This window comes from Pseudarthrobacter sp. MDT1-22, assembly GCF_054511035.1.
On sequence record NZ_JBTNDK010000009.1, the window covers coordinates 92,838 to 115,928 of the forward strand.

General features: G+C 60.9%; 21 protein-coding genes. 3 read left to right on the forward strand and 18 right to left on the reverse strand.

Features of this window, described 5'->3' with window-relative positions:
* Window positions 1–92: 92 nt before the first annotated feature.
* The 10 genes from ACX80M_RS09525 to ACX80M_RS09570 form a co-directional block, all read right to left on the reverse strand.
* On the reverse strand, window positions 93–1,430 hold the full coding sequence (locus ACX80M_RS09525; protein WP_252602725.1) for an ABC transporter substrate-binding protein: 1,338 nt from the start codon (window positions 1,428–1,430) through the stop codon (window positions 93–95).
* A gap of 309 nt (window positions 1,431–1,739) precedes the next feature.
* The gene (locus ACX80M_RS09530) at window positions 1,740–2,012 is read right to left on the reverse strand and encodes a hypothetical protein (RefSeq protein WP_252602722.1); all 273 of its coding nucleotides are present in this window, start codon (window positions 2,010–2,012) and stop codon (window positions 1,740–1,742) included.
* 104 nt (window positions 2,013–2,116) lie between these two features.
* Window positions 2,117–2,728 carry a hypothetical protein gene (locus tag ACX80M_RS09535; RefSeq protein ID WP_252614007.1) on the reverse strand — a complete coding sequence of 204 codons (612 nt, stop codon included), beginning with the start codon at window positions 2,726–2,728 and terminating at the stop codon, window positions 2,117–2,119.
* Entirely contained in the window at window positions 2,725–3,309 is a 585-nt protein-coding gene (locus ACX80M_RS09540; protein WP_252602716.1) for a DUF6286 domain-containing protein, read from the reverse strand. Before ACX80M_RS09540 ends, ACX80M_RS09535 begins: the two co-directional genes overlap by 4 nt.
* Window positions 3,310–3,380: 71 nt before the next feature.
* The gene (locus tag ACX80M_RS09545; protein WP_252602713.1) at window positions 3,381–3,761 is read right to left on the reverse strand and encodes a hypothetical protein; all 381 of its coding nucleotides are present in this window, start codon (window positions 3,759–3,761) and stop codon (window positions 3,381–3,383) included.
* Window positions 3,758–3,949, reverse strand: coding sequence for a hypothetical protein (locus ACX80M_RS09550; protein ID WP_111907359.1), 192 nt, complete (start codon window positions 3,947–3,949; stop codon window positions 3,758–3,760). Before ACX80M_RS09550 ends, ACX80M_RS09545 begins: the two co-directional genes overlap by 4 nt.
* Window positions 3,946–4,437: an Asp23/Gls24 family envelope stress response protein gene (locus ACX80M_RS09555; RefSeq protein ID WP_252602710.1), complete on the reverse strand. Its 492-nt coding sequence runs from the start codon at window positions 4,435–4,437 to the stop codon at window positions 3,946–3,948. Before ACX80M_RS09555 ends, ACX80M_RS09550 begins: the two co-directional genes overlap by 4 nt.
* A 71-nt stretch (window positions 4,438–4,508) precedes the next feature.
* A complete protein-coding gene (locus ACX80M_RS09560) occupies window positions 4,509–4,796 on the reverse strand; it encodes a GH32 C-terminal domain-containing protein (RefSeq protein WP_308293038.1) in 288 nt (95 codons plus the stop codon).
* 290 nt (window positions 4,797–5,086) lie between these two features.
* Window positions 5,087–6,583 carry a hypothetical protein gene (locus ACX80M_RS09565; protein WP_459309447.1) on the reverse strand — a complete coding sequence of 499 codons (1,497 nt, stop codon included), beginning with the start codon at window positions 6,581–6,583 and terminating at the stop codon, window positions 5,087–5,089.
* A 2-nt stretch (window positions 6,584–6,585) separates the two neighbouring features.
* The gene (locus ACX80M_RS09570; RefSeq protein WP_459309448.1) at window positions 6,586–7,386 is read right to left on the reverse strand and encodes a hypothetical protein; all 801 of its coding nucleotides are present in this window, start codon (window positions 7,384–7,386) and stop codon (window positions 6,586–6,588) included.
* A gap of 499 nt (window positions 7,387–7,885) precedes the next feature.
* Between ACX80M_RS09570 and ACX80M_RS09575 the strand changes: the two genes are divergently transcribed.
* The 3 genes from ACX80M_RS09575 to ACX80M_RS09585 all read left to right on the forward strand — a co-directional run bounded on the left by ACX80M_RS09575 (window position 7,886) and on the right by ACX80M_RS09585 (window position 10,814).
* A complete protein-coding gene (locus ACX80M_RS09575) occupies window positions 7,886–8,275 on the forward strand; it encodes a hypothetical protein (RefSeq protein ID WP_459309449.1) in 390 nt (129 codons plus the stop codon).
* Window positions 8,272–8,661, forward strand: a complete 390-nt coding sequence (locus ACX80M_RS09580) for a helix-turn-helix domain-containing protein (RefSeq protein ID WP_459309450.1) — start codon at window positions 8,272–8,274, stop codon at window positions 8,659–8,661. Before ACX80M_RS09575 ends, ACX80M_RS09580 begins: the two co-directional genes overlap by 4 nt.
* Window positions 8,662–10,349: 1,688 nt before the next feature.
* Window positions 10,350–10,814, forward strand: a complete 465-nt coding sequence (locus ACX80M_RS09585; protein WP_459309451.1) for a hypothetical protein — start codon at window positions 10,350–10,352, stop codon at window positions 10,812–10,814.
* Window positions 10,815–12,280: 1,466 nt separating this feature from the next.
* On the opposite strand, the gene ACX80M_RS09590 is transcribed toward ACX80M_RS09585, so the two are convergent.
* From ACX80M_RS09590 to catA, 8 genes are all read right to left on the reverse strand, one after another.
* Window positions 12,281–14,041: a hydantoinase B/oxoprolinase family protein gene (locus tag ACX80M_RS09590; protein WP_459309452.1), complete on the reverse strand. Its 1,761-nt coding sequence runs from the start codon at window positions 14,039–14,041 to the stop codon at window positions 12,281–12,283.
* A 2-nt stretch (window positions 14,042–14,043) separates the two neighbouring features.
* The gene (locus ACX80M_RS09595; protein ID WP_459309453.1) at window positions 14,044–16,161 is read right to left on the reverse strand and encodes a hydantoinase/oxoprolinase family protein; all 2,118 of its coding nucleotides are present in this window, start codon (window positions 16,159–16,161) and stop codon (window positions 14,044–14,046) included.
* A complete protein-coding gene (locus ACX80M_RS09600) occupies window positions 16,161–17,342 on the reverse strand; it encodes a M24 family metallopeptidase (RefSeq protein WP_459309454.1) in 1,182 nt (393 codons plus the stop codon). The genes ACX80M_RS09595 and ACX80M_RS09600 overlap by 1 nt, the downstream gene beginning before the upstream one ends.
* A 77-nt stretch (window positions 17,343–17,419) precedes the next feature.
* Window positions 17,420–18,436: an ABC transporter permease gene (locus ACX80M_RS09605; protein ID WP_459309455.1), complete on the reverse strand. Its 1,017-nt coding sequence runs from the start codon at window positions 18,434–18,436 to the stop codon at window positions 17,420–17,422.
* 2 nt (window positions 18,437–18,438) lie between these two features.
* Entirely contained in the window at window positions 18,439–19,947 is a 1,509-nt protein-coding gene (locus ACX80M_RS09610) for a sugar ABC transporter ATP-binding protein (RefSeq protein ID WP_459309456.1), read from the reverse strand.
* Between the two features lie 30 nt (window positions 19,948–19,977).
* Window positions 19,978–21,012, reverse strand: coding sequence for a sugar ABC transporter substrate-binding protein (locus ACX80M_RS09615; RefSeq protein WP_459309457.1), 1,035 nt, complete (start codon window positions 21,010–21,012; stop codon window positions 19,978–19,980).
* A 279-nt stretch (window positions 21,013–21,291) separates the two neighbouring features.
* Window positions 21,292–22,182: a LysR substrate-binding domain-containing protein gene (locus ACX80M_RS09620; protein WP_459309458.1), complete on the reverse strand. Its 891-nt coding sequence runs from the start codon at window positions 22,180–22,182 to the stop codon at window positions 21,292–21,294.
* 48 nt (window positions 22,183–22,230) lie between these two features.
* Window positions 22,231–23,091, reverse strand: coding sequence for a catechol 1,2-dioxygenase (gene catA / locus ACX80M_RS09625; protein ID WP_459309459.1), 861 nt, complete (start codon window positions 23,089–23,091; stop codon window positions 22,231–22,233).

Sequence of the window (23,091 nt, forward strand, 5' to 3'; positions counted from 1 at the left end):
GCCCAACCTCCGTGGTGTGCGTGGATCTGTTTGTTCTGAATCGACATCGCGCCCTTGGGACTTGATGTCCCAAGGGCGCGATGCGAAGGAGGTTAGCTCTTAGGCCAGCTGCCTTCGATGCTGTCGGCAACCTGCTGGGCGGGAGTGCCGTTGATCCATGCAACGATGCCCTTCCAGAAGGAGTTGGAGCCTACGGCGCCCGGCATCAGGTCAGAGCCGTCGAAGCGGAAGACGGTGTCCGGATCCTGGAGCAGTGCGATGGACTGCTTGTCGAGTTCCGTCTGGGCACTCGCCGGGTCCAGTCCCTTGTTGGCACTGATGACGCCACCGAGCTTGACTCGGTTGTTGGCGAACTCGGCGCTGGCCAAGTAAGCCAGGAAGGCCTGCGCCTCCGGGGTGTCCTTGTAAGCGCCCACCATCTCGCCGCCGCCGGTGATTGCCTGGCCCTTGCTGGGGTCGATCGGAGGCGTCATGAAGGCCCAGACGTCGCCATCGGGAGCCACAGCGGTCCCTTCCGGCCAGTTGGCTGCCTGGAAGTTGGCCTGGTGGTGCATGGCGCACTGGCCATCGAGGACGGGCTGACCTGCCTGCGCGAAGCCGGTGGTCAGGATTGAACGAACGTCGCCAAATCCGCCGTTGACATAGTCGGAGTTCAGGAGGATCTCGCCGGTCTGGTTCAGCGCATCCACAATCTTGGGGTCGTTGAAGGGAATCCCGTGCGTGACCCACTGGTCGTAGACCTCGGGGCCCTGAGCGCGGAGGACAACATCCTCGACCCAGTCAGTGCCCGGCCAGCCGGTCGCTTCGCCGGATTCGAAGCCGGCACACCACGGCTTCATGGTGCCGTCATCGGCGATCTTCTTGGACAGTGTCAGCATTTCGTCCCAGGTCTTGGGAACTTCCCAGCCCTTGTCCTTGAACGTCTTCGGGGCGTACCAGACGTAACCCTTGACGTTCGCGAGCATCGGTGCCGCGTAGAAGGTCCCGTCCACCGTGCCGTACTTCTTCCAGTCAGCGGACCAGTTCTTGTCCACAAGATCCGAGACTGCCTTCGGAGCCGGCTTCAGGCCGCCTGCCTTGGCCTGATCGGCCAGGAGGCCTGGCTGCGGGAAGATGGCGACGTCCGGGGCGTTTCCAGCCTTGGCCCGGACACCGATCTGGGTCTCGAATTCCTTGCTGCCCTCGTACTTGATGGTTGCGCCGGTGCATTCCTCAAACGTTGCCCAGGCGGTTTCCAGGTTGGTAGCTTCGATGTCCACGATGGTGGAGTAGACGGAGACGGTCTTGCCGTCGTGCTTGCCGTAACTCTCATAGGGAGAGCAGTCACTGCCGGTGGTGCCGCCACCGCCCCCGCCGGGACTACAGGCCGTCAGGGACAGCGCCAGAATTCCGGTGGCAGCAACCGGAAGCAGGTATTTGCGGTTTTTCATGCTGAGGACTCCTCGGTGAGTTACAGAACTTCAACAGGTGAGACAAAGGCAACGGACATCATTGCGTGGTCTGAATCACATACTAATCAGGCTCCGGCCATGAATGCAAGCGTTTACATCCGGTTGTGTCCGAAAGGATATCTAGGCCCCCGTCCACGGGAGTTTGGGCGCCGCAGCGATGATGCCCGGGACCGTGAGACGGCTTCGACATGCGGCTATGCCCACAAAGGGCGCACAAAGGAAAGGCGCCGCGCTCCCCGGGGAGCGCGGCGCCCTTTAGGCATCGTGGGGCATACCCCATGGTTGGGCCTATTTGCCGCCCTTGAACAGACCGGCGATCTTCGCGCCAAAGCCCTTCACGTTCTCGGTCACGCTGCCGGCCAGTCCCTTGGCGTTTTCAGCAACATCGCCCACGAGTTCCTTGGCGTTCTCAGCCACGTCGCCGTCGAAGAACTCCTTAACGTTTTCTGCAGCTTCGCCAGCGAATTCCTTCACGTTCTCCGCAGCCTCGCCAGCGAATTCCTTGGCCTTTTCTGCCGCGCCTTCGTTTGCCGCTCCGCTGCCAGTTACTTGCTCGCTCATGGTATTCCCCTTGATTCCCCGGATATTCGATCCGGACAGTGGTGGTGGCCCGTTGCCAGGCGATGTCCGCCGGCATCGGCACAACAGATGTCCCCCGGATCACACTAATGGACGCGCTCAGCGCGGCTGAACCGTGTCCTGGCCCCGGCACCAATGTGAATCAGGACGGGTGTCTGTTTTCCCACCACTTGGTCCAAGGCGTCCACCAGGGCAGAGACCTCGGCCGCAAGGAGATGCGGCGCCACGCCCTGGCGCGGCTGGAGCCGGATTTTCAGGGCGGGGCTGCCCTGGACATCGTAGGTTGCCACCGTGGCACCCGCCAGATCGGGCCGTTCAGCCAAGGCGTGTTTCAACGCCTGCTCCGCTACTCCCCCGCTGATCCGGACGTCTCCGGCTACTGTCCCGGGATCGTACTCGGCCACCAGCAAGTTGCTCCGGCCTTTGCCCTGCTGCGCAATCCAGGCAACCATCAGGCCAATCAGAACCACCAGGGCAAACGCCATCACAATCCAGAGCCAGCTTTCCGGACGTCCCGGAAAGCGGGTGTTGTCGAAGAACTGTTTGACGCTGCGCCAGGCCGATCCGGACCAGGCATGCCACCAGGTTGCCACGGGTGGAACGGTGGCCAGCAGGACGAGCAGGATGCCCACGGCGAGCAGCTTGAGGCCGAGGATGCCGAGCAGGATCCGGTTGAGGAGCGAGGGTGTGGCCGTCATGCTCCAATCACTCCTACGTTGGAAATGTTCACGCGGACGTCAGGCACCGGGACCAGTGACATCCCGCTGAGTTCGTCCTGGACCGCGGCCAGCACCGCCGCTTCCGCTACTGGAACCCCTGAGGTGGGGCGCACGTTGACGATAATCTGCCGCCGGGACACCACCACCATGACCTGCTCCGGGGTGACATTGGCAGCGAGCCGTGCGCTGCGTGCCAGGGCGGAGGCGATGACCTCGTCATCGACCACCACGGCGGACGAATTTCCGGTGCCGTTCAGCGTGGTGCCGTTCAGCACGTGCCGGGCTCGTCTTCCCGGCAGGACGGCGTTGAGCAGGAAAAACAGCCCCACCATGGCTACTACGCCGCCGCTGGCACCGAGCAGCAACGGCGGGATACCCGCCGGAAGAGCAACGATGCGCTCCGCCGCCAGTTGCGGTTCGATCAGCCAGGCCGGCTGACCAATGGCGTGCACGGCCGATTCGAGAAGACCGTAACCGGCCAGCCCCATCACCAGGACCGCTGCCACCGTGGCCACCGCTGCCCGCGAGGAATGGGTTTCCCGGTAGACGACCCTGCGCATATCAGGTGGCCGCTGGGCTCGGGCGCGGTTTGTTTGCCTCGAATCCAGGTCCCCGTCCACTGATCCTCCGGTCACTGGACCCGGCCTCCCTCGATCGGCTTAACGCCGCTGATGCGGATATCCACCCTGCTCAGACTGGCGCCGCTGAGGGCCGTGACCGTTGACATGATCCTGGATTTGGCATCGACCGTCCGGTCCCAAATGGATCCACCGAATGCGGCCACCCGGCTTGCATCCCTGAGCACGGTGGCCAGCGGCGGGATCCTGATCGGTGACACCAGCGACAACGCCAGCAGGCCGTCGTCGTCCGTCCAGTCCGCCCGGACATCGTGGGGCTCCACACCCAGGGCTTCCGCGGCGGCTGTCCTGGCAAGGCTGGTCAGGGCCTGCGTGCTGATGCGGTTGTGGCCGCTCAGGACCCGACCCTGAATGGATGGTGCGGCTGCCGTCATGACGATGAGCGCCGGCCGATGATGGCATCCAGGACGCCGCGCAGGTCCAGTTTCCCTTCCGCTGCGCGGCCCAGGAGGGCGCCGATGGCCATAAAGAGAAGCGAGACCAGAAAGCCCCATAGCCCGAACTGGAAGGACATAAACGCCACGAAGGCGCCCATGGCGATGCCCACAACGGTCAGATTCACAGCAGTGCCTCCCTCTCGGCGACGGCAGGGGCTCCGGCCTTCGCCGGCGGCGCCACGTAGACATCGGTTATTTCGACATTCACTTCAATGACCTGCAGGCCGACGAGTTCCTCGACCGCGCGGTAAACGGCTGCTCTCACCTGATTGGCCAGGGAATGCAGGGGCGTGCCGTAGGAGGCCACCAGGCTGATGTCCACCGCCACCTGCGTCTCACCGACCTCGGCTCGGACGCCTGCAGCATGGTCCGAACTGCCGACGGCGTCCCGGATGGCCCCCAGCGCACGCGACGGAGCCGAGCCCAAAAAATAGACGCCGGGCACGGCACGGGCAGCGATGCCGGCAACTTTTGCCACGGCGGTCTCAGCGATCACGGTCCGGCCATGACCGGGCACGGGCGCCTGGCTGGCGGCATGGTGGCTGGTAGCAGGCTGGCTGGTAGCGAGCCGGCGCTCGACGCCCGCATCGGGTTGTGGGTTCTGGTATTCCATCAGACACTTCCCCTTCTGTTGATCCCAACCCTATCCCGTGCGTGTGGGAACGCACGGGAATCCGTGGCGAGTCAGGCCAGCTTCCGGCCGGTCAGCGTAAATCCGGCCTTTCCGCCTTCGCTGAACACCGACGTATCGGTGTCGGCCCAGTCGGGCAGGAAGAGGTCTGTGACAACAGTGCCGCTTCCGGGGGCGAACACCTCCACTGACAAGGTATCGAGCAGGATCCGCAGCTTCAGTTTTCCGTCCACCAGTGGCAGGCTCACCTGGTGGTAGGGGCTGAACTTGTCCGAAAAGTTTGAGGTCCCGGCCGCGGACCGGTCAACCGTCAGCGTGCCTGACTGCGCCTGGTATCGGATCTCACGACACGCAAATTACCCTCCGACACGGAAAATCCTTGGCGACACCTATATTTCGGTGTCGCCAGGGAATCTGCGCGTCGACAAGGAGTATGCGCGTCGTAGGACGGGCCGTTAAAGAAGAAAAGCACCAGTTCCGAAGAACTGATGCTTCCCAGTGGTGGCTCCGACCGGCGTCGATCCGGTGACCTTTCGATTTTCAGTCGGAGGGTGAATGAGCCTTGATTTCAACGTCTGCAAGGTCGAGTTGCTGCATTACCAGAGGATTACCAGAGGTGCTTACAATCTTTTTATTGAATCAGGGCATCTAGCCCGGCCGCAGCCTTGAAGAAGTCGTCATCGAAAAGTTCCCCGTATGTGTTGATGGTTGTCGTACCATCCTTGTGACCAGCGATCCGCTGAACATGCTTTACATTCTTGGTTACGGACAGGTACAAACTGACAGCCGTATGTCGCAGGTCATGGAACACAGGCGGCCTGAAGTCCATGTCCCCATAAAGGAGTACGATCCCTGCCGACCGAAGAAGCAAATCACGCTGCTCATCCGTAACGCCAGCTTCGGATGCGAGCTCCGTCCAAGTTCCCGGGCCGATGGCTCCGAGATCTGGTAACCCGCGGTCATACTGGAAGCCGGTCAGTGCCGCAAGGGTAACGTCGCCGAACACTGGCTGGCCGCGCCTCGTCTCAGTGATACCCAAAGCAGCCTGAATTCGGCTCAGACTTGTCGACGCCAGCAGCCTGGCCGGCTCGTAGTATCGCCTCGTGAAGTTGGAGTTGCGCATGGGCAAACCCTGAGAGGATGGAAACAACAAAGTCCGTGCCGGCTTCCCCTCCACTAGCGCAAGGAGATCCGCGACAAGTGAAGCTGGAAGAGGCACCTCACGGGCCGCGTGGCCTTTTGTTTCCCCGAGGACGAGCCGACCGTTCACCTCCGAATAGGCCTTGGAAACGGAAACGCAGGGCCTGGGGCCCAGATCGAGATCCCCGATGACCAGCGCCGTGACCTCCCCCCATCTCAGGCCTGTAAGTCCAGTGAAGCGGACCAGGAGTTCGTATCGGCCGGAGCATAAAGCGAGCCGTTCAAGCTGCGGACGAGTGAGGTAAACAGACTGACGGGGTGTGTTCATTTGTGGCACGTAGTCTCGTTCTCCGGCGGCATCCTTGGCAGGATTCATTCCCAAAACTCTTAGTCCGACCGCGTGATCGAGCATTCTTGACAGTTGCCTGGATGCTCTTGCCCTTGTGTCAGGGCTAGCGATAGTGCCATCGACCCCCTTCATAGTCTGCGTCCACCGGGCGACACCTAAATATGTCACCCTACTTAGTGGGTAGTCCCCCCAATGAGGCTTTATCATTCGGGAATACAGCCACTCGTAGCCCTGCACCGTCTTGGGCGTCGCAGGGCGCCTGCCAGATGCACCTGCCGATTTGATTCGATCGATCCATACTCCATGCAGATCGGCGACAGTCATTCCCGCCGCGGATTTGGGATCGATGTAAGTACCGGCCCTTACGGACTTAGCCTGGTCCTCAACGAACTCGGCGGCCTCTTCTCGGGTTGCAAACCGGCGAGTCTTCCATTTGCCTTGGGGGTCCTGATAGCCGGCCTCCCACCGCCGCGGCCTCAGCCGGGAGACGACCGGCGGGTCTAGGCGCAGGTCGCGCGCGCGCGTCGCCTGCCGGGCCGCAAAATCCCGGGCCCTGACCTCAATGTCGTACTCGTTTCGGAGCCGCTTTCCCGAGACCGCCGAATACGAAACAGCCCAATCCAATTTCCGAATTGCCATGCCTACTCCCCCCGACCGTATTCAGGCAAAAAAACTTCCGTTGACATTTGAGCGCTTTCAGGGAAGATCTCCGCTTCGTCAGGACCATGCGATGCGGCGATAGCCCGCCACACGAGCGATTCACTTATTCCAAATTTGTCAGCAATTCGCCGTTCGGTCATGCCTGCCGCCCTCAGCTGGGAGACCCCAGGGAATTCGGGATCGGCATAAAGGACCCCAAGCGGAGTGAGCGCACCGGAGGCCCTGCCCCGCTCACCAGGGGTCAGGAGTGCCCGTCGCCGGGCCTCCTTGATCCGCTGCGCCATGACTGAAGGCGACATATTCACCAGGTCCGCAAGGGTTGCCGTGGCTCGGGTGTTGCCCTCACGAATCTGCTCCGCGTACTTGGCCGCCAGCGCCGCGTACTCGACGTTGCTCTTCGGCGAAGCCTTGTCCCGCCACGCTTCAAAGCGTTCCTGAATGAACTCGGCATTTTCTCTCAGCTTCATCAACTGCTCCGCCCCTATTCGCCGCCTAGCCCTCGCCTTGTCGACAGCGGCTTCAACGTAGGACCGCACACCCACACTGTTCGCATCGGGAAGCGTCCGTACTGGCCCCGCCGGCAGGGCCACGACCTCAGCGATGGACCATGATTCCGAACTGAAGTCAATCCTCAGGCCAATTGCCCAGTCGTCGCCCGCAGGGCAGACGAGCAGAACAAACGTCTCGTCGATGCGCTCCGTCGGAGGAAGCCCGTGGATCATATGCCGAGCGAAATTCTCGGTGAGCTTCCGGAGGGCAGGACTGGCGTCTTCGGACTTCATAACCTCACAGTAGTGGCTCATAGTCATCTTCTTCGGTCCGTAGTTGACAACTTCGATTCCATCTCCCTAAGTTTATGTCGTTCCGTTTAAACCCACAAGCTTTGAATCGAAGACTACCACTTGGAAGGACGCCATGGCAGAACCGCACGGAGGGCAACTTCTCGACGTCCCGGAGCCGGACGCTTCACGCTCGATTTACCTGACCCGGGCGGAAGCGGCGCGCTACCTGAACGTGCCCTCATCCTGGCTCGCCAACAATGCGAGGCGCGGGCCGAGATACATCAAGGTGGGGGGTCTCGTGCGCTACTCGGTCGCAGCCCTAGACGCCTTCATGTCCACCCATGAAGGCCGGCACTAGCGGGACTCTCATTTGGTCCGAAGCCGGCGAGAGAAATCCCCGCCGCCAAAGGCAGGAGGCCAGTCCGTTCCTTCGTCCTAATTATTTGACCATTTCAGGCCGCATCGGCCATGTCTTCTTCCCCACTAATGGAGGTAACCAATGTCCCACTTGACCGATCTGTCCTCATCTGAGGTCGGCCCTCCGCCGCAAACCGACGAGCCGCGGCGCGCCGAACAGAACACCGGCATCAGCCTGGTGGTCGCCGAAACGAACCAGTTCCTGGTCCTTTGGCTTCGCGAGATCGCCTTCGACAACCGTCTGCCGTCCGAAGCACTCGCCGTAGCAAGCGTGATGGCCCGCTCCGTTGGTTTCGGCCGCGTGGCCTTAACTGACTGGCAGCGCATCAACGCCGCGCTTGGGCGCGACAGGAGGGATCTCGCGGTGTTCGAGATCATGTCAGAACTCGAGTTGGAGGGATACCTCGACCGCGACGTCGACGACCCGTTTGTCTACGGCTGGACGCTCCTGATTCCGGAGGAAGAGCTGTGAGCGTAGTACCGAGCCAGCCATCACGTCCTTTGCAGTACGGGAAAGCTATCAGGGAGTCCAATCTGCCGTCGGGCGTCAGGGCGACTTGCTGGGCGATTGCCACCTTCGCCAACAACAAGACGGGGAAGGCCTTCCCGACCGTAGAACAGATAGCTACGGCCGTGGGGCTCTCCGGGGAAACCGTCTCGAAGCACACGGGCCATGCAGAAGCAGCCGGATATCTGCGGAAGGTGCGGAAGTTCAACAGCTCAATCGACTACTACATCACCGTCCCTGCCCCCGTCGTGGAGGAAGCCCCTGCGCCCCCGATCACCAGTACGGCGGAGGAGGCGCCGGCGAGGCCACTGGTCTTTGAGACCTGGAGCGGAGACCCCGATTCTTACTAGGCGGCCTTACTAACACCCAAGAAATCACTGAGGCGGCACCCGGGTAAGGCCATGTATGGGTGGCCAGAAGCCCGGGGGCTACCCCAAAAAGGTCGTCTGCCCGCACCCCTGGTTTCCTTTCCCGGGACCCCGGAAATACCCGCCCCTAACTACCTCAGCTTTCTACCTCAGGGAGAACTACCTCAGTAGTTCTACCTCAATAACAACTACCTCAACAGCAACTACCTCTCTACCGGTCCCGCACTGAGTGGGATGAATCCTTGGTGCCCCTTGCCTAAAACAAGGGGCACCCTTCCCGAAGGAAGGGAGAACCAGGCAACTCCATCCCTGGCCGCCCATTTCCTGGTCAAGGAAAGAGATGACCCTTGCCTTGAGGGCAAGGTCATCCGAGCCGGTCCGCAACCGAACCATCGATTCGGCTGTGAAGGCCAGCGGAGCGCCGCGCAGCCCGGAGGGCGGAGCAAGCTCCGCGCAACTCAACGATTTCTCGCATTGCTCAGTGTCAAATGCAACCAACCAAACGACAAGAACCCGAGGCCACCATGAAAGCTTCCATGTCCCATCGCGCCCAGGATCGCGTTGAAACTCTCCGGCAGGCGAAGTCCTTTGAAACCAAAAAACGCCACTATGAGCGTCTCGGACTTTGCCGCGCTTGCGCCGCGCAGGCTGCGTGGGGACACCAGCTGGGGTTCTCCAGGGTCACCAAGCAGCCCTGCCACGAGTGCCAGCCGATCGTTGATAGGTTTCCTCGCGCCAGGCCAGGAAAGTGGCGCTCCGACTCACCGCGTAGCGGGGCCAAGTTCTCGGTCGGTGTCCGCCCCGACATGAGTCAGTAGCGGCCTTGTACGGGGAAATTCTGACACCGGTAGCCATGCACGGCTCCCAGGAGCCCGTCCCCGCCTGACAGCGTCAATAGAAACGCCCAGGACCCGGCGTTGAACAGTTGCGAAACGAAGGACTGGGCCGACGTTATTCCGGTTCTTCGGGCCGTTGCCCTTCCCGCATGAAAGTGGTGAGCACGATTCCGAGCGTGCCGTCGCGCCCCAACGGCACAATAACAATGTTGCCGTTGGCGAAGCGGCTTCCAGGCCCGCCTGGCTTGGCAGGGCCGAAGGGATACATGTGCATGGCCTCCAGCCAGCGGTGTCGGTGCCGCCCACCTGGCTGTGCCCGGACCCTCCCGCGGTGGCGCGAAACTTCTCCCACGATACGTGCCAGAATGCCACGCGACAGGCCCTGTGCGGAGTATTTCTGACAACGGTGCTGGTGTATGGCACCGGAAGTTCCTCGTCGGCTGACAGCGTCACCAAAAGGGCCGCTGGCGCGCCGTTGACCGGCAGCGAAGGAGTGCGTGAAACCGGTCGGGCGCATGGCCTGGGAGGCATTGTTCATGCCTGGATGGGATGAGACGGCCTGATCCGGCGTGCATTTCGAAAGCTCACCGCTCGAGCGGGAGGCTGAGGCCCCAGCGCCGATGATTCTGCCACCGTCCAGTGGCGGTGTTACCACTACGCATTACTCCGCGCCGCAATGGAGCATGCCACCTGTATGTCCGTCGCCACCACAACGGCTGCAGATCCGGAGGCCACATTTAACCCGCCCACTCCCGAGAACGGGGAGAAGTATTGGACCGGTGCCGACAAGGCCGGACCCTTCCGTAATGGACCGCTTAGAAGTTAACGTTGGCCATGGAGACGCTACTTTTGATGTTGCTCTGGGTGCTGTTCTGTTACGTCGGTATCCCGGCTTTCTTAATTTTCCTCTTCATGGCCTTCAAAAAGCCGAAGCCGAAGCTGGCGGTGCTGGCGAAGCCGAAGCCGGTCCCAGCGGAGGTATATGGCCGATTGAATTCCAAGCTGGAGCAGGCCGGTGGAGCGGCGACCGGCAGCGCTGGCAGCGTTGAGCCGCCGAAGCCGTGGGCGGAGTCCCCTGGCCCCGCAGCGGGGGGAGGCTACTGGCGGAAGTGGACGGGGACCCGCAGGTGGTACGCCGCCCAGGACAAGGGCGCATGGGTCCGCGACTTCCAGGAAGCCGAGGAGCGGGCGGAGCAGCAGCAGCAGCAGCCGGAGCCGCCGCCCCTGGTGCAGCCGCATCCGGCGGCGCCGTCGGAAGTATTTGCCCGGTTGAGATCCCGGCTGGAGCAGCTCGGTTAGGCTTGCTTCGCCGGGCCGGGGCGTCTACATAGGCGCGCGGCCACGACGACGGTTGACCGGCGGAGAAGGTGTTCCGTCCCAAACTCAGAACCATGGCGTCCGCGTCCTGGAGGTTCACCAGCGCGAAGCAGATCACCCCCATGCGGCGCCAGACCATCGATAAGGTACTGGATTGGATCGAAGCCCATACCGGCTGATCAATCACTTTATCAACCTATTTCAGTTGCTTTTTAACCCGTACGCGACCCCAGGCGCTACCACGGCCGGGAGGGGGCCGATACCGGTTTAGGGTCTCCCCCCACCCCCTATCTACCGACGTCCTCTGTGGCCATGCCACGCGCCGGGGCGGATAATCGAAATCACAAGCGTCAATAAGAATGGGCAGGTGATCCATTGCCGCGCACAATGAGCGACTACGCAGCTACCGCACTCAACGTGCTGTACTGGGCTGTAGTGGCGATCTGGCTCTGGTTCACCACCGACCTGGCCACCACCTGCTGCGGCGCAAGCGTAAAAAGCTGCAGGCCGAGAAGCCGGTCTAACCGGACTCGAGGGTGCCATCCCTGCAGTTGAAGCCTACTGGCCCACATCCATCGCGAGTGAAAAATGGTTGAGTGGCTGATAGGTGTGTGACGCGCCCCGGCGGGCGCCATCGTTGAAGTACCGGTTGTCGTAGTTCTACACGTGAGCGTTGCCCCCACGTCTTCGTTGCCGGGCTCGCCCGGAATGTTAGGTCTCTGGGGGGCGGAGCTCTGGCTAGGCGATGTCCAGCGGCCCAAGGTCTCAAGCCCAGTGTCGCTGGTGACGGTAAGGTGTTTGGCCAAGTGGACACGCAGCTCCAACGACTCCGTACGTTCTTCCTGATTCTCGCGGCAGTCCTGCCCACGTGGCCGGGGGCTGGTCGCTTTGCGATGAGGTCGCGATTGTTTGGCCAAGCCACATCGGGGCAGCGGCGTGGTTCATAGCGTCGGGCGACTGGTCCTGACGCCCTGACCACAGGCCATGTGCTTGGAATTCTTGTCAACGCCTCGGCACTCCCGCGCGGGAGGTCCGGCCTGATCCGAGGGGGGGGTTTTTCGCGGCTGTGGGCAGCCGCCCCAGTTGGACCGCGCTAGCAGGAGAAGCCAGAGGGGGTCCAATGCCGGCTGGCGGGTGAACGAGAGAGCGGGGATCCGTGTGCACAAGACGCGGAGGTGAGTTCACAACGAGCCCTGAACGCGCGCAAGATGCAGGTGCACTCGTGAAGCACCCTCAGCCGGCAAGAGACGCAGGTAACGGGGGACGTGCTGTACGTTCGCGAGAGACGCAGGTAACGGGGGACGTGCTGTACGTTCGCGAGAGACGCAGGTGCGCCAGATCCGACATTGCATAGTGGCCAGGGACGCAGGCCAACGAATTTTGATACTTCAACGCGCTGGCCCGGACCGTGGTGCCCGGGCCAGCGGCTGGCGTCCCAGAACCCTCTGCTATGCGACGCCGCGAAGTGCGTCAGTGGATACCTGATCGATTATCCCCGCTTCATCAACAACAACACCGTAGTGTTCACGGGCTGAGGCAACGGACACATATCCGAATCGGACTTCTTCAGCTACCCGTTCGGCTGGACGCACTCGGGGATTTCCGAATCCGCCACCACCGCCGGCGAGCTGCCGATACAGCGTCCCAGCCGGCAGCCCTGTGATCAGATCCTTAGACTTCGGGACGACTACGTCACCGTCCGGGTAAGTGAATTCGATAAGGTTCACCGAGCCGGGCATCCCCTCGTTGAGCCCTGGCGCGGCTGATTCGTCTGTATCGCCGTCGCCGAAGATGCTGGCCTGGATGCTGGGGGCCTTGAACTCGAAGATCGACTCGACCCCCAGCCCGCCGCGCCACTCTCCTGCGCCGCCGGAGTCCTGCAGGTATTCAAACTTACGAATGAAGATGGGCATCATCAGTTCGAACATCTCTGGGTCCTGCGCCCCGAGCGCGCCGCCGGAAGCTATGAGCCCCACATGGTCGTAACCGTCGGCACCCTGGGTCCCGCCTCCGCCGCCCTTGCAGGCGTTGATGAGTATGTCCACGAAGGGTGAATCGTTCCGATCTTCCTGCCCGTTCAGAATGGAGCACAGCAGCGGGTTCCAGCCGGCGGTTACGCGCTCCGGAAGGGCCTCGGAGAAGGCCAGCATGATGGCTGAACAGATCTGGTCTGAAAGGTGGTTACCGAATCCTGAGGCCGCCGGATATTGGCAATTCAGGATGCTGCCCTCGGGTACTTTGACCTCGATGCAACGCATGATGCCGTCGTTGTGCGGAATTTCCGTATCCGCCAACATAAAGAAGGAAATCATGACGGAGGAGAGGGTCACCGCCAAAGGCGCGTTGACGTATCCGGGTGTCTGAGGATCCGTTCCGGCAAAATCGAAGACGAGCTGGTCGCCCTTGACCGTAATCTCAACCCTGATCTGCATGGTGCTGTCAGGGGTGATGCCGTCGTAATTGACCTGCCACTGGGACTTATAGACACCATCCGGCATCCTGGTGATGATCTGACGGGCCATGGCCTCGGCAGAGTCGAGCATGCTGTCGACGACGGCTTTGAATGTCTCAACTGAGTAGCGCTCCACCAGAACCTGGAGTTCGCGTTCGCCAACTGTGCAAGCGCCGATCATTGCGCGAATGTCCTCTGCAACGACGCCAAGACGGACATTGCCGAAGATCAGGTCCCATACGTCATCGCGCAGGACACCGCCGTCGTAGACCTTGACTGCAGTCAGCCTGAGCGCTTCCTGCCAGAGATCCGTGGCGTTGGGGTTGTATGACCCCGGAACCGCGCCGCCGACGTCGGCCTGATGGGCTGTAATGACAACCCAGGCAATGTGTTCCCCCTCATGGAAGACCGGCTTGGTGACCTTCCAGTCGGAGGCCTGATTGCCGCCGGTATACGGATCATTGTGGAGAATCACGTCTCCCTGCTTGACTCTGCCTTTGAATTTTTCGGCGATATGGCGCATCGCCGGCGCAGCGGCATAGCCAAGGATCGGAATGTATTCCGTCTGCTCGATGAGCCGCCCATCCTGGTCATAAATGCCCAAAGAGAAGTCGCGGCCCTCCACCAGCAGGGGGGATCTCGTGCTGCGTTCAACCACCACGCCCATACGTTCGCCAATAGCCTTGATCCGGCTGGCTATGACTGAGGTAAGAATCGGGCTGAGAGCCTTCCTCGCCTGTGCTTGTACCTGTGACATGTCTACTTTTGTCCTTCCGTGAGCAGAGACGAGGCGTCAAAGTTTTTTCGCGTCATGACGTAGCTACCCGAGCCGTCGAGCTCAAGGTCAAAGAATTCCGGGACAAACACCGTCGTGGTTGGTTCCTCAACGATGGCCGGGCCTACAATCTGCTGTCCCACAGGAAGTGACTGCCCGTCGTAAACCGGCACCGACTCCTTCCGGCCCAGCGACTTGAGGTAGACGTCGCGGCGCCCCTTGGGAGGAGCTTCAGACTCGGATCCGGCAGCAGTCTCAGTGAGGTCTAGCGCCGGCCTGCGGCCGACCACGGCCACCCGGAGGCTAAGCATCTCCAGGTCGGCACCGGCGGCTGAAAAGCCGTACAGCTGTTCATGCCGGGAGTGGAAAAGCTCGGCGACCCTGCCCGGCCCGGCCGGATCCGCTGGATCCAAATCTCCGGCGTTGAAGCTGACAATAACCTCGTGGTGCTGTCCGATGTAGCGCATGTCGGCAGAAACGATGACGGCGCGATCCTCAGCGGCAACCCCTTCGAGGTCCAGCAGCGCGTCGCCCTCATGTGACATTTCCGTGATCAGCGCGTGGGCCCGGTTCAGGTCGATCTGCGAGAACCTGGTACTGAAAGCACGGACAAAATCGTGTCGCAGGTCGGCCATCAACATACCCGCTGCACACAGCACCGAGGACAGTCGCGGGATGACCACTACAGGTATCTCGAGCTCATGGGCAATCATGCCCGCGTGGACGGGTCCGGCGCCGCCAGCCACCACCATCGGGAATTCCCTGGGGTCGTAGCCTCGTTCTACGGAAATGTTTTTGGTTCCCGCGGCCATCTCCAGGTTGACCATCTCGTAGATACCGGCAGCTGCCTCTTCGACGGTGAGGCCCAGCGGACCGGCTACCTTGTTCGCAATGGCTGCGGCCGCAAGATCACTCCGCAGCTTTACCCGTCCGCCCAGGAAATAGTCGGGGTCTATATACCCGAGGACGACGCCGGCGTCCGTGACGGTTGGTTCCTCACCGCCCTTGCCATAAGCAACGGGCCCCGGATCGGCGCCCGCGCTCTGCGGACCCACGCGCAACATGCCGCCGTCGTCGATCCAGGCGATGGATCCGCCGCCCGCGCCGATGGTATTTACGTGCGTCGTCGGCAGGGAGATCACATGGCGGTTGATCTCGCCTTCACGGGTGATCTGGACTTCACCGTCCTTGACCAAGGAGGCGTCAAAGCTTGTGCCTCCCATATCAACCACTGTGCAGTCTGCCCAGCCGCGCTGTCCCACGTAGGCCAATGCGGCCACGGGACCGGCCGCAGGCCCGGACATCGTTATTGAGGCTGGCAGATGGGCCACGGTCGCGGGCAACGTGATTCCGCCGTTGGATTGCATCACCATCAGCGTCCCGTGAGCGCCACGTTCGGCCAACCGCCCAACAATCTTCTTCATGTACCGCTGAACCACAGGGCCAAGGTAGGCATTCATGGCCGTGGTGCTGATCCGTGGGTAGAGCCGAATCTGCGGCAGCACTTCAGATGAGATGGACAGGAAGACCCCCGGCGCACACTCTTCGATGATCTTCCGGGCTTCCTGCTCATGTGCCGCGTTCTGATAGGAGTGGACGAAACAGACGGCGATGGCCTCAACGCCCTCGGCGACCAGTTCCGCGACTGCTTGACGAAGTGATTCCACCTCCAGGGGTGTTACGACGCTGCCATCTACATCTACGCGCTCGGAAACAGTCTTACGCAGATCCCGGGGCACAAGAGGTGCTGGCGCTACGTACTTGTTGTCGTAAAGGTGCTTTCGGCTCCGAATGCCGCGGCGCATCTCCAGGATGTCGCGGAACCCCTCTGTCGTGATGAGCCCCGTCTTGGCGCCCCGCCCTGTCAAGACCGCATTTGTGGCTACGGTAGTGCCATGCACGATGAGCTCAATCTGCGAAAAGAAATCCTGTTCCGATAGCTCTTCGAGAACCGCCAATTCCGACAGCCCGTTCAGGATCCCATTGGAGGGGTCCGCAGGAGTCGTCGAGGTCTTGTGCTGGCGCTTCGCGCCTGTTGCCTGATTGACCAGCAGGAAATCTGTAAACGTTCCGCCGACGTCGACACCAACTTGATAGGACATTAGTTTCCCTCTCCGATCTGGAATATTTCTTGAGCAATGTTGGAAGCCTGCAGGGGAGCGCCCTGCCGGATGATGAAGGTATCTGCGACGCTTGCCCCTTCAGTGAGTTGTGAATTCACGAAATTCGGGTGCAATGCCAGGACCATGCCCTCGAGCAGCATCGTGTTGTCGCTCTCGGTCAGGACGGGCGTGTCATGGTCGATACCAACGCCATGACCGTGCCAGATCCCGAAATCGACGCCTTCCGGCGCCGCAATCTTTTCAATCGCGGTTGCTACGTCAGCTGCAGTCTTGCCCACCCGCATCTGGGTTTGCGCGGCCTCATGGGCGGCCAGTGTGGTCTCGGCCATACGGCGCTTCTCGCTACTGATCTGGCCGATGGCGAACAGGCTTGCCTTCTCTACCCAGAATCCGTTGGGCCCCGTGATTTCCACATAGACGCTGGCGAGATCGCCTTCAACGAGCGGATCAGCCGTTGGAACGTCGTTGAAGTACGGTTTGGTCCCCACCATGATCAGGACCTCACGCGCTCCCCTCCGGCGGACCTCGCGCTGCATGTCCCCCCACAACTCCCAGCCGGAAACTCCGACGGCCGCGCGTTCGTGGAAGACTTGCAGGCCTGCATCGGCAATGACTGCGGACCGCAGGACTTCATCGATTTCCTCCTGGACCTTCACGGCCTTGATCCGGCCCACCAGTGCGGTTGCGTCAGTCAGTTGCGCATTTGGCAGGGCGGCCCGCAGCATTTCGTAGTCTCCGACGGGAACGATGTGACGAAGGCCGACGACCCCGATCTTCCCGCCGTCGGCGTGGTGTTCATTGACGACGGCGGCGATCACCTGGGGAAGGCTGTCCTGGTCAGAGATCACATCACCCTGGCCCGCTGCCCTGACGTCTGCCAACTGTGTGGCCTGTTTGGCGAACCACGCATCGGAGGTGGTGGGTAGGACCATGATCGGTTCCTCGCCGGGAATGACTACTGCATACGCGAGACGAACCTGCGGGCAGTAGCCTGTCACGTATTCGAGATACCCGTATTGGGTGATGAGTCCTCGTCCTGCCACGATCAGTGCGCCCAGGCCTTCAGACTTCATCTCTGCCCACAGGGCCTCGATCCGACCGTCCCGTATCTTCTTCTTTAGCGGGCTAAAGGCCGAAGTCAGTAAACTTGATGTAACCATTTTTCGAGCTCCTCATTAGATAAATCTCAGGATTTTCAGCAATTCTTCATTTCGCGGCGACCGACTCAGGAAGGTCGTCAAACGGCGCCCAGGCCGCGGCGGCGTCGCTGTACGTGGTCCATGTAGACGGCCACGATGAGGATGGTTCCGGTGATGGCCCCCTGCCAGAAGTCCGGGACCCCGGAGAGTGTCAGGCCGTTCTGGAGCACACCCATCATGAGGACGGCCATGACCGTACCGCCCAGCCCGCCGGAACCGCCGGACATGATGGTCCCGCCAAGTAGTACGGCGGCAATGACCTGCAGTTCGATTCCGGTGCCCACGACGGGGGAGGCTGATGTGAGTCTGCCCATCTGAATAATGGACGCCAGTGCAGCCAGCAGGCCAGACGTCACGTAGACGGAGAGCAGGACACGTTGGACCCGGATGCCGGCCAACCGTGCCGCTTCCCTGCTGGAGCCGACCGCGTAGATCTTGCGCCCCCAGCTCGTATGAGCGAGGACAAAGTAGCCAAGGGCCACCACGATGGCGGCGATCAGCACCGGAATGGGCAGGGGCCCAAGGCTTCCGTCACCAATTTGGAGGAACAGTGGCGCATCCCCGAGCTGGATGGATTTCCCCTCCGAGGCCACCAGGGCAAGACTTCGATATCCGGACAGCGTTCCCAGGGTGACCACAAAGAATGACATGCCCAGGACGCCTACCAGGACGCCGTTAAGGAGGCCCAAGGCGATGCCTGCGAGCAGGGTGATGGCGATGACGGCCACCGCGGGGACACCGGCGAGATACATCGTTCCCGCGAGGATTCCCGAGAGTGCCAAGGAGGATCCGATCGACAGATCAGCGCCGCCTGTCAGAACGACCATTGTCATTCCCACGGCTAATATCAGGGGAACTGTTTGAAGACGCAGGATGTTTACAAAGTTTTCCATGGTCAGGAAGTTGGGCTGGAATGCGGCAAAAAAGATGATCAGCAGAACAAGGACAATGGAGAGTGTGATTTTTGGGCTGAAGGAGATGATCTTTGCTGCCGGCTTCTGAGCTGCAGGGGTGTTCTTGGCAGAATTCGTGGTCTGCGGTGTTGAGATTGCCATGATCAGGCCACTTCCTTAGCTTGTTCTGAATGAAAGGCCAACGCGGCAATGCGCTCTTCTGTTGCTGATTCCCGATCGAGGTGTCCCACGATTCGTCCCTGTGAGAGGACGTAGATGGTGTCACAAAGGCCCAGCAGTTCTGTGAGCTCGGATGAGGCCACCAAAAAGCCCATACCCTTGGCAGCGGCCTGGGCGATCTGTTCGTAGATTTCGGCCTTAGCTCCGACATCAACGCCGCGCGTTGGTTCGTCGAGGATCAGGAGTTTCGGTTCACGAACGATAGAACGAGCCAGCAGTACTTTTTGCTGATTGCCGCCGGAAAGCGCCTCAATGCGGTCCTCAATGTCTGCGCATTTAACGCCAAATTTTGAAATGGCCTTTCGGGTGAGACCTTTTTCACGTGTCGCTGACATGATTCCCGCTTGGGAGTTCTTGGCCAGATTGGCGGCGGACATGTTTTCCCGTACGGATCTGCCGGGAAAGATTCCCTGAGCTTTCCGGTTTTCCCCGACGAACCCGACGCCGGCTTTCAGCGCCTGGGCGGGGTGCGTGAATCTGACCTCCCGCCCGTCAATCCTGACGGTCCCGGAAGTCCGCGGGACGGCGCCGAAAATGGTCTGGGCCAGAGTGGAGCGGCCGGAGCCCATCAGCCCGGCCAAGCCAACCACTTCGCCTGCGTGCACCGTCATGGTCACGTCTTCGATGAATTCGGTAGCGCACAAAGCCTCAGTCTGGAGGACGATTCGTTCAGTGACCGTCCGTTCCGACGTGAAGACATTATCCAGAACGCGCCCGACCAGCATCTTGACGACGTCCCCATCTGAGACATCTCGCATGGGGGCCGCACCGCTGACGCACCCATCCCGAAGGACGACGATCCGGTCGGCGATTTCGCGCATTTCACGCATGCGGTGGGAGATGAATACAATCCCCATGCCGTTGTCCTCCTTGAGCCGCCGCAGGGTGCCAAGCAGCCGGTCGGTCTCATCTTCGGACAGCGAGCTGGTTGCCTCGTCCAGCAGCATCAGGCGGGGACGGCGTGCAAGGACACTGCCGATCGCCACCAGTTGTTGGATATTGATGGGTAGCTGCCCCACGATGGCCTTCGGATCGACATCAATCCCAAGGACATCCAGAATCTCCCTGGCACGTTTCCGGACCTGCGTCCAGTCGACTCCCAACCCGATTCCGCGCCGCGTGGGAAGGGCCCCCAGCATGATGTTCTCGGCAACGGTCAGGTGACGAGCGACGGCCAGCTCCTGCTCCACAAGTCCTATACCCGCCGCAACCGCATCGCTGGGACTGCTGAACTTCACTGCCTTCCCGTCAACCTGGAGTTGGCCGGAATCGGCCGCTAAATGGCCTGCAACAATCTTCATGAGGGTTGATTTCCCGGAGCCGTTTTCGCCGGCGATGGCGAGTATTTCGCCGGAGGAGATTGAAAGGCTTACGCCGTCCAACGCCGTCGTGCCCGGGTACGTCTTCACCAAGCTATTGATCTCGAGCATCATGGTCCTTCCGAGTCGCTGGAACGGCGGACACTAATTGATGGGGAGGCCAAGGTATTTTCCATCGGCGATCTGTTTCACCCGTTCGGACCACGGCACGAACGAAGCAACATTCTCCGGTGTGACAATGTTTACGTCCATCTGGTAGAAGTGCCCGATCGGCTTCTTTTCCACCACTGAGGTTTGGATCAGACGGCCCAAGGTTTGGCCCACCTCTACCGGCTTGTAGTCCCACGTTGCATCGATGGTTCCGTTCTTCACGGCATCAAGTCCGTCCTGACTGGCGTTAAAGCCGGTCACGATAATCTTCTTGGACTTGGCCGCTGCCTTGGCTGCAGCTGCAGCGCCGATGGCACTGGGATCGTTGTACGTAAAGATCGCGGACAGAGCCGAGTACTGGGTCAGGAAGGCTTCGGCCAACGGCCGCGCTCCAGCGGCGTCGTCAGTCGGGTTGCCCTTTTGACCAACGAAAGCCAGCCCATTGTGCGCCTTCAGTTGCTCCTTGAACTGGTCCAGAAGGTAGACGTTTGTGGTCACCGGGGCCGCGATGCCGATCGCGCCGACTTCACCGGTGCCACCCGTCTTTTCCGCGATGAATTTGGCTGCCTCCTGAGCCTGCTGCTTCCGCCCGGTCACTACCTCGGCCCGAATGGGGGCAAGGGCCTCGGCGCCGGCGTCCTCCATCAGCGCGTCGTGGGCAAACAGCGGGATGCCGGCCTTGTCCGCCCGGCCAAGCACACTCTTCAGCGTGGGAAAGTCCAAGGGAAACACCATTATGGCGTCGACCTTCTGCGTGATGAACTGGTCAATGTCACCGATCTGCTTGTCGATGCTCAACTGGCTGTCAGCCGTGATGAGTTTTCCGCCGTGCTGTTCGAGCTCGGCCCTGAGGCCATCGGCAATGCCCTGGATGGTCGAATTCTGCGCCGTCGGCAGTGTCATTCCCACTGTGAAGATATGCTGTCCGGAGGTGGTGCCGGCGTTCGTGGTCCCACCGCAGGCTGACAGGGCGAGGGACAGGGTCGCGGCGAGAGCGGCTGCGGCGAGGTAACTTTTTTTGCGGAACATGTTGTCCGTCCTTAATAGGTTTAATCTTGATTTCGGAAATGCCTCTGGAATTTGATAGTCATTCAAGAGGAATACATTTAGAACGGCATTTTCCGCAGGGGTCCGACGCTGAAGTCGTCGAAGAAGCTGCAAATACTTCGAGGTGCGGGCTATTAATTCGAGCGCACCGGCTAGGGTGATGAAAGTACATCAGGAGACAGGCCGTCTCAACAAGGGGTTATAGGTATCGATTAGCGGAGAATTGATAAGCGCAACTTATCAATCAGGTAATGCAAACCACTAAGCACTGACTGGGAATTCTTGATCCAATATTTCAAGAAAGCGTGAAATGGCCGGCAGATCATTTCCGACCCGCCAGGCCGCCACCAGGTTCATCGGGATAATCGGACTCGACAGGGGCCGGATCACGGCGCCGTCGACCCGCACGTGGCTCACGGAATTTGGCACCAGCGCCATTCCCAGGCCAGCCGCGACCAGACTGACCATGACTGAGGTCGCATCGACTTCCTGGTGTACATCCGCCTCAAAGCCGGCCTGTTGATACGCGCTCGAAACGATGGTGAAAGTGGCTGGGTCGGCGCTGGGGCTGTATTGGATGAACGACTCATTGGCCATGTGTGCCAAGTCGATCGACTCTTCGCCTGCCAGCGGATGGGAGGCAGAAATGAGGAGCGAAAGGTAATCGGTCCGTACAACCCTCCGATGGAACTCTTCGGAAATGGGGGGCCGCAGGAATCCAATATCGATGGCGTTTGACCGTAGCGCTTCGATCTGACTGGCTGTGGCCATCTCGCCGCGCAGAACCAGCGAAACCCCGCTCATCTTTTCCCTGACGGCGCGCGCGATCCTTGGAAGAAGATCGTACGTCGCCGAACCGGTGAACCCCAGGGTGAGTCTTCCCGTCTCGCCGGTGGCCACTCTTGCCACAAGATCCTTCACGGACTCCACGTTCGTCAGAATCTCCAGGGCATGCTTCCTGAGTGAAGCCCCAGCGAGCGTCAGTTCCACCTGTCTTGTGGTCCTGATGAACAGTTCTACATTCAGTTCTTTTTCGAGTAGGCGCACTTGCTGGCTGAGTGCCGGCTGCGCAATATGAAGTCGCTTCGCCGCACGGTTGAAGTGCAGTTCCTCCGCCAGGACCAGAAAGTACTTTAGGTGCCGGATCTCCATTGATCGCCTCCAAGCAGTTGGATTCTGAGCCGGTTGGTGAACCCTTTGTCAGATGCCCAGAGAATCCAGGGTGAAGTTGTAGGACACCTCGTTTCCTGTTCCGTCAGCCTTCGGGCTCGGAGCGATGATCAGCTCGGGCTTCACTGCCGTGGCGATGTCATCCTCCAGGTGTTCGTCGCCCTGGAAGTAGAGCTGGGCGGTGAGCAGTTCGTGCCCGAGTGCAGAGACTTTGAGGTGCAGGTGGGCCGGACGCCACGCGTGCCAGCCCGCGGCCTCGATCAGTCTGCCGCAGGAACCATCAGTCGGGATTTGGTAGGGTGCCGGCTGAACGGTGTTGATTTCGAAATGGCCGTTGTCATCGGTGATGATGGTTCCGCGCAGGTTCCACTCCGGCAGTCCGGGAGCATACTGCGAGTAGAATCCGAGGTCATCTGCATGCCAGAGCTCAATTTTGGCGCCAGGCAATGCATGGCCGCTGACATCGGTGACCTGTCCGCGGAAGAGCAGTGGTGTTCCGGGCTCGTCCTCGCGCATCGGCAGGGTGCACGCTGCCGCCAGTTTCGGGGAGCCGGGTACATAATATGGCCCCTCGATGGATCCCTTGGAACCTTCGCGGTGGTCGGTCGCAACCTCCTCCACCACGTGTTCAACCCAGACATCCATGAACAGCGGCCACTCGCCGTCCTCACCAACCTGGATCAGCCACCCCTTCACGGCCTGATATTCGTCGTAGGTGATCTTGTGCCGGCGGATCACATCATGGACCGCGGTCAGCACCTCCGTCGCCAGTTGGCTTACCCTTTCCTTGGGTGTCTCCAGGGTGGTGCCTTGGTTCTCAAGAAAGCGTTCAGTGGCCTTTTCCCCGGACTCGGCGGCGGTGGCATCAAATTCGGTGACGTGTGGTGACAT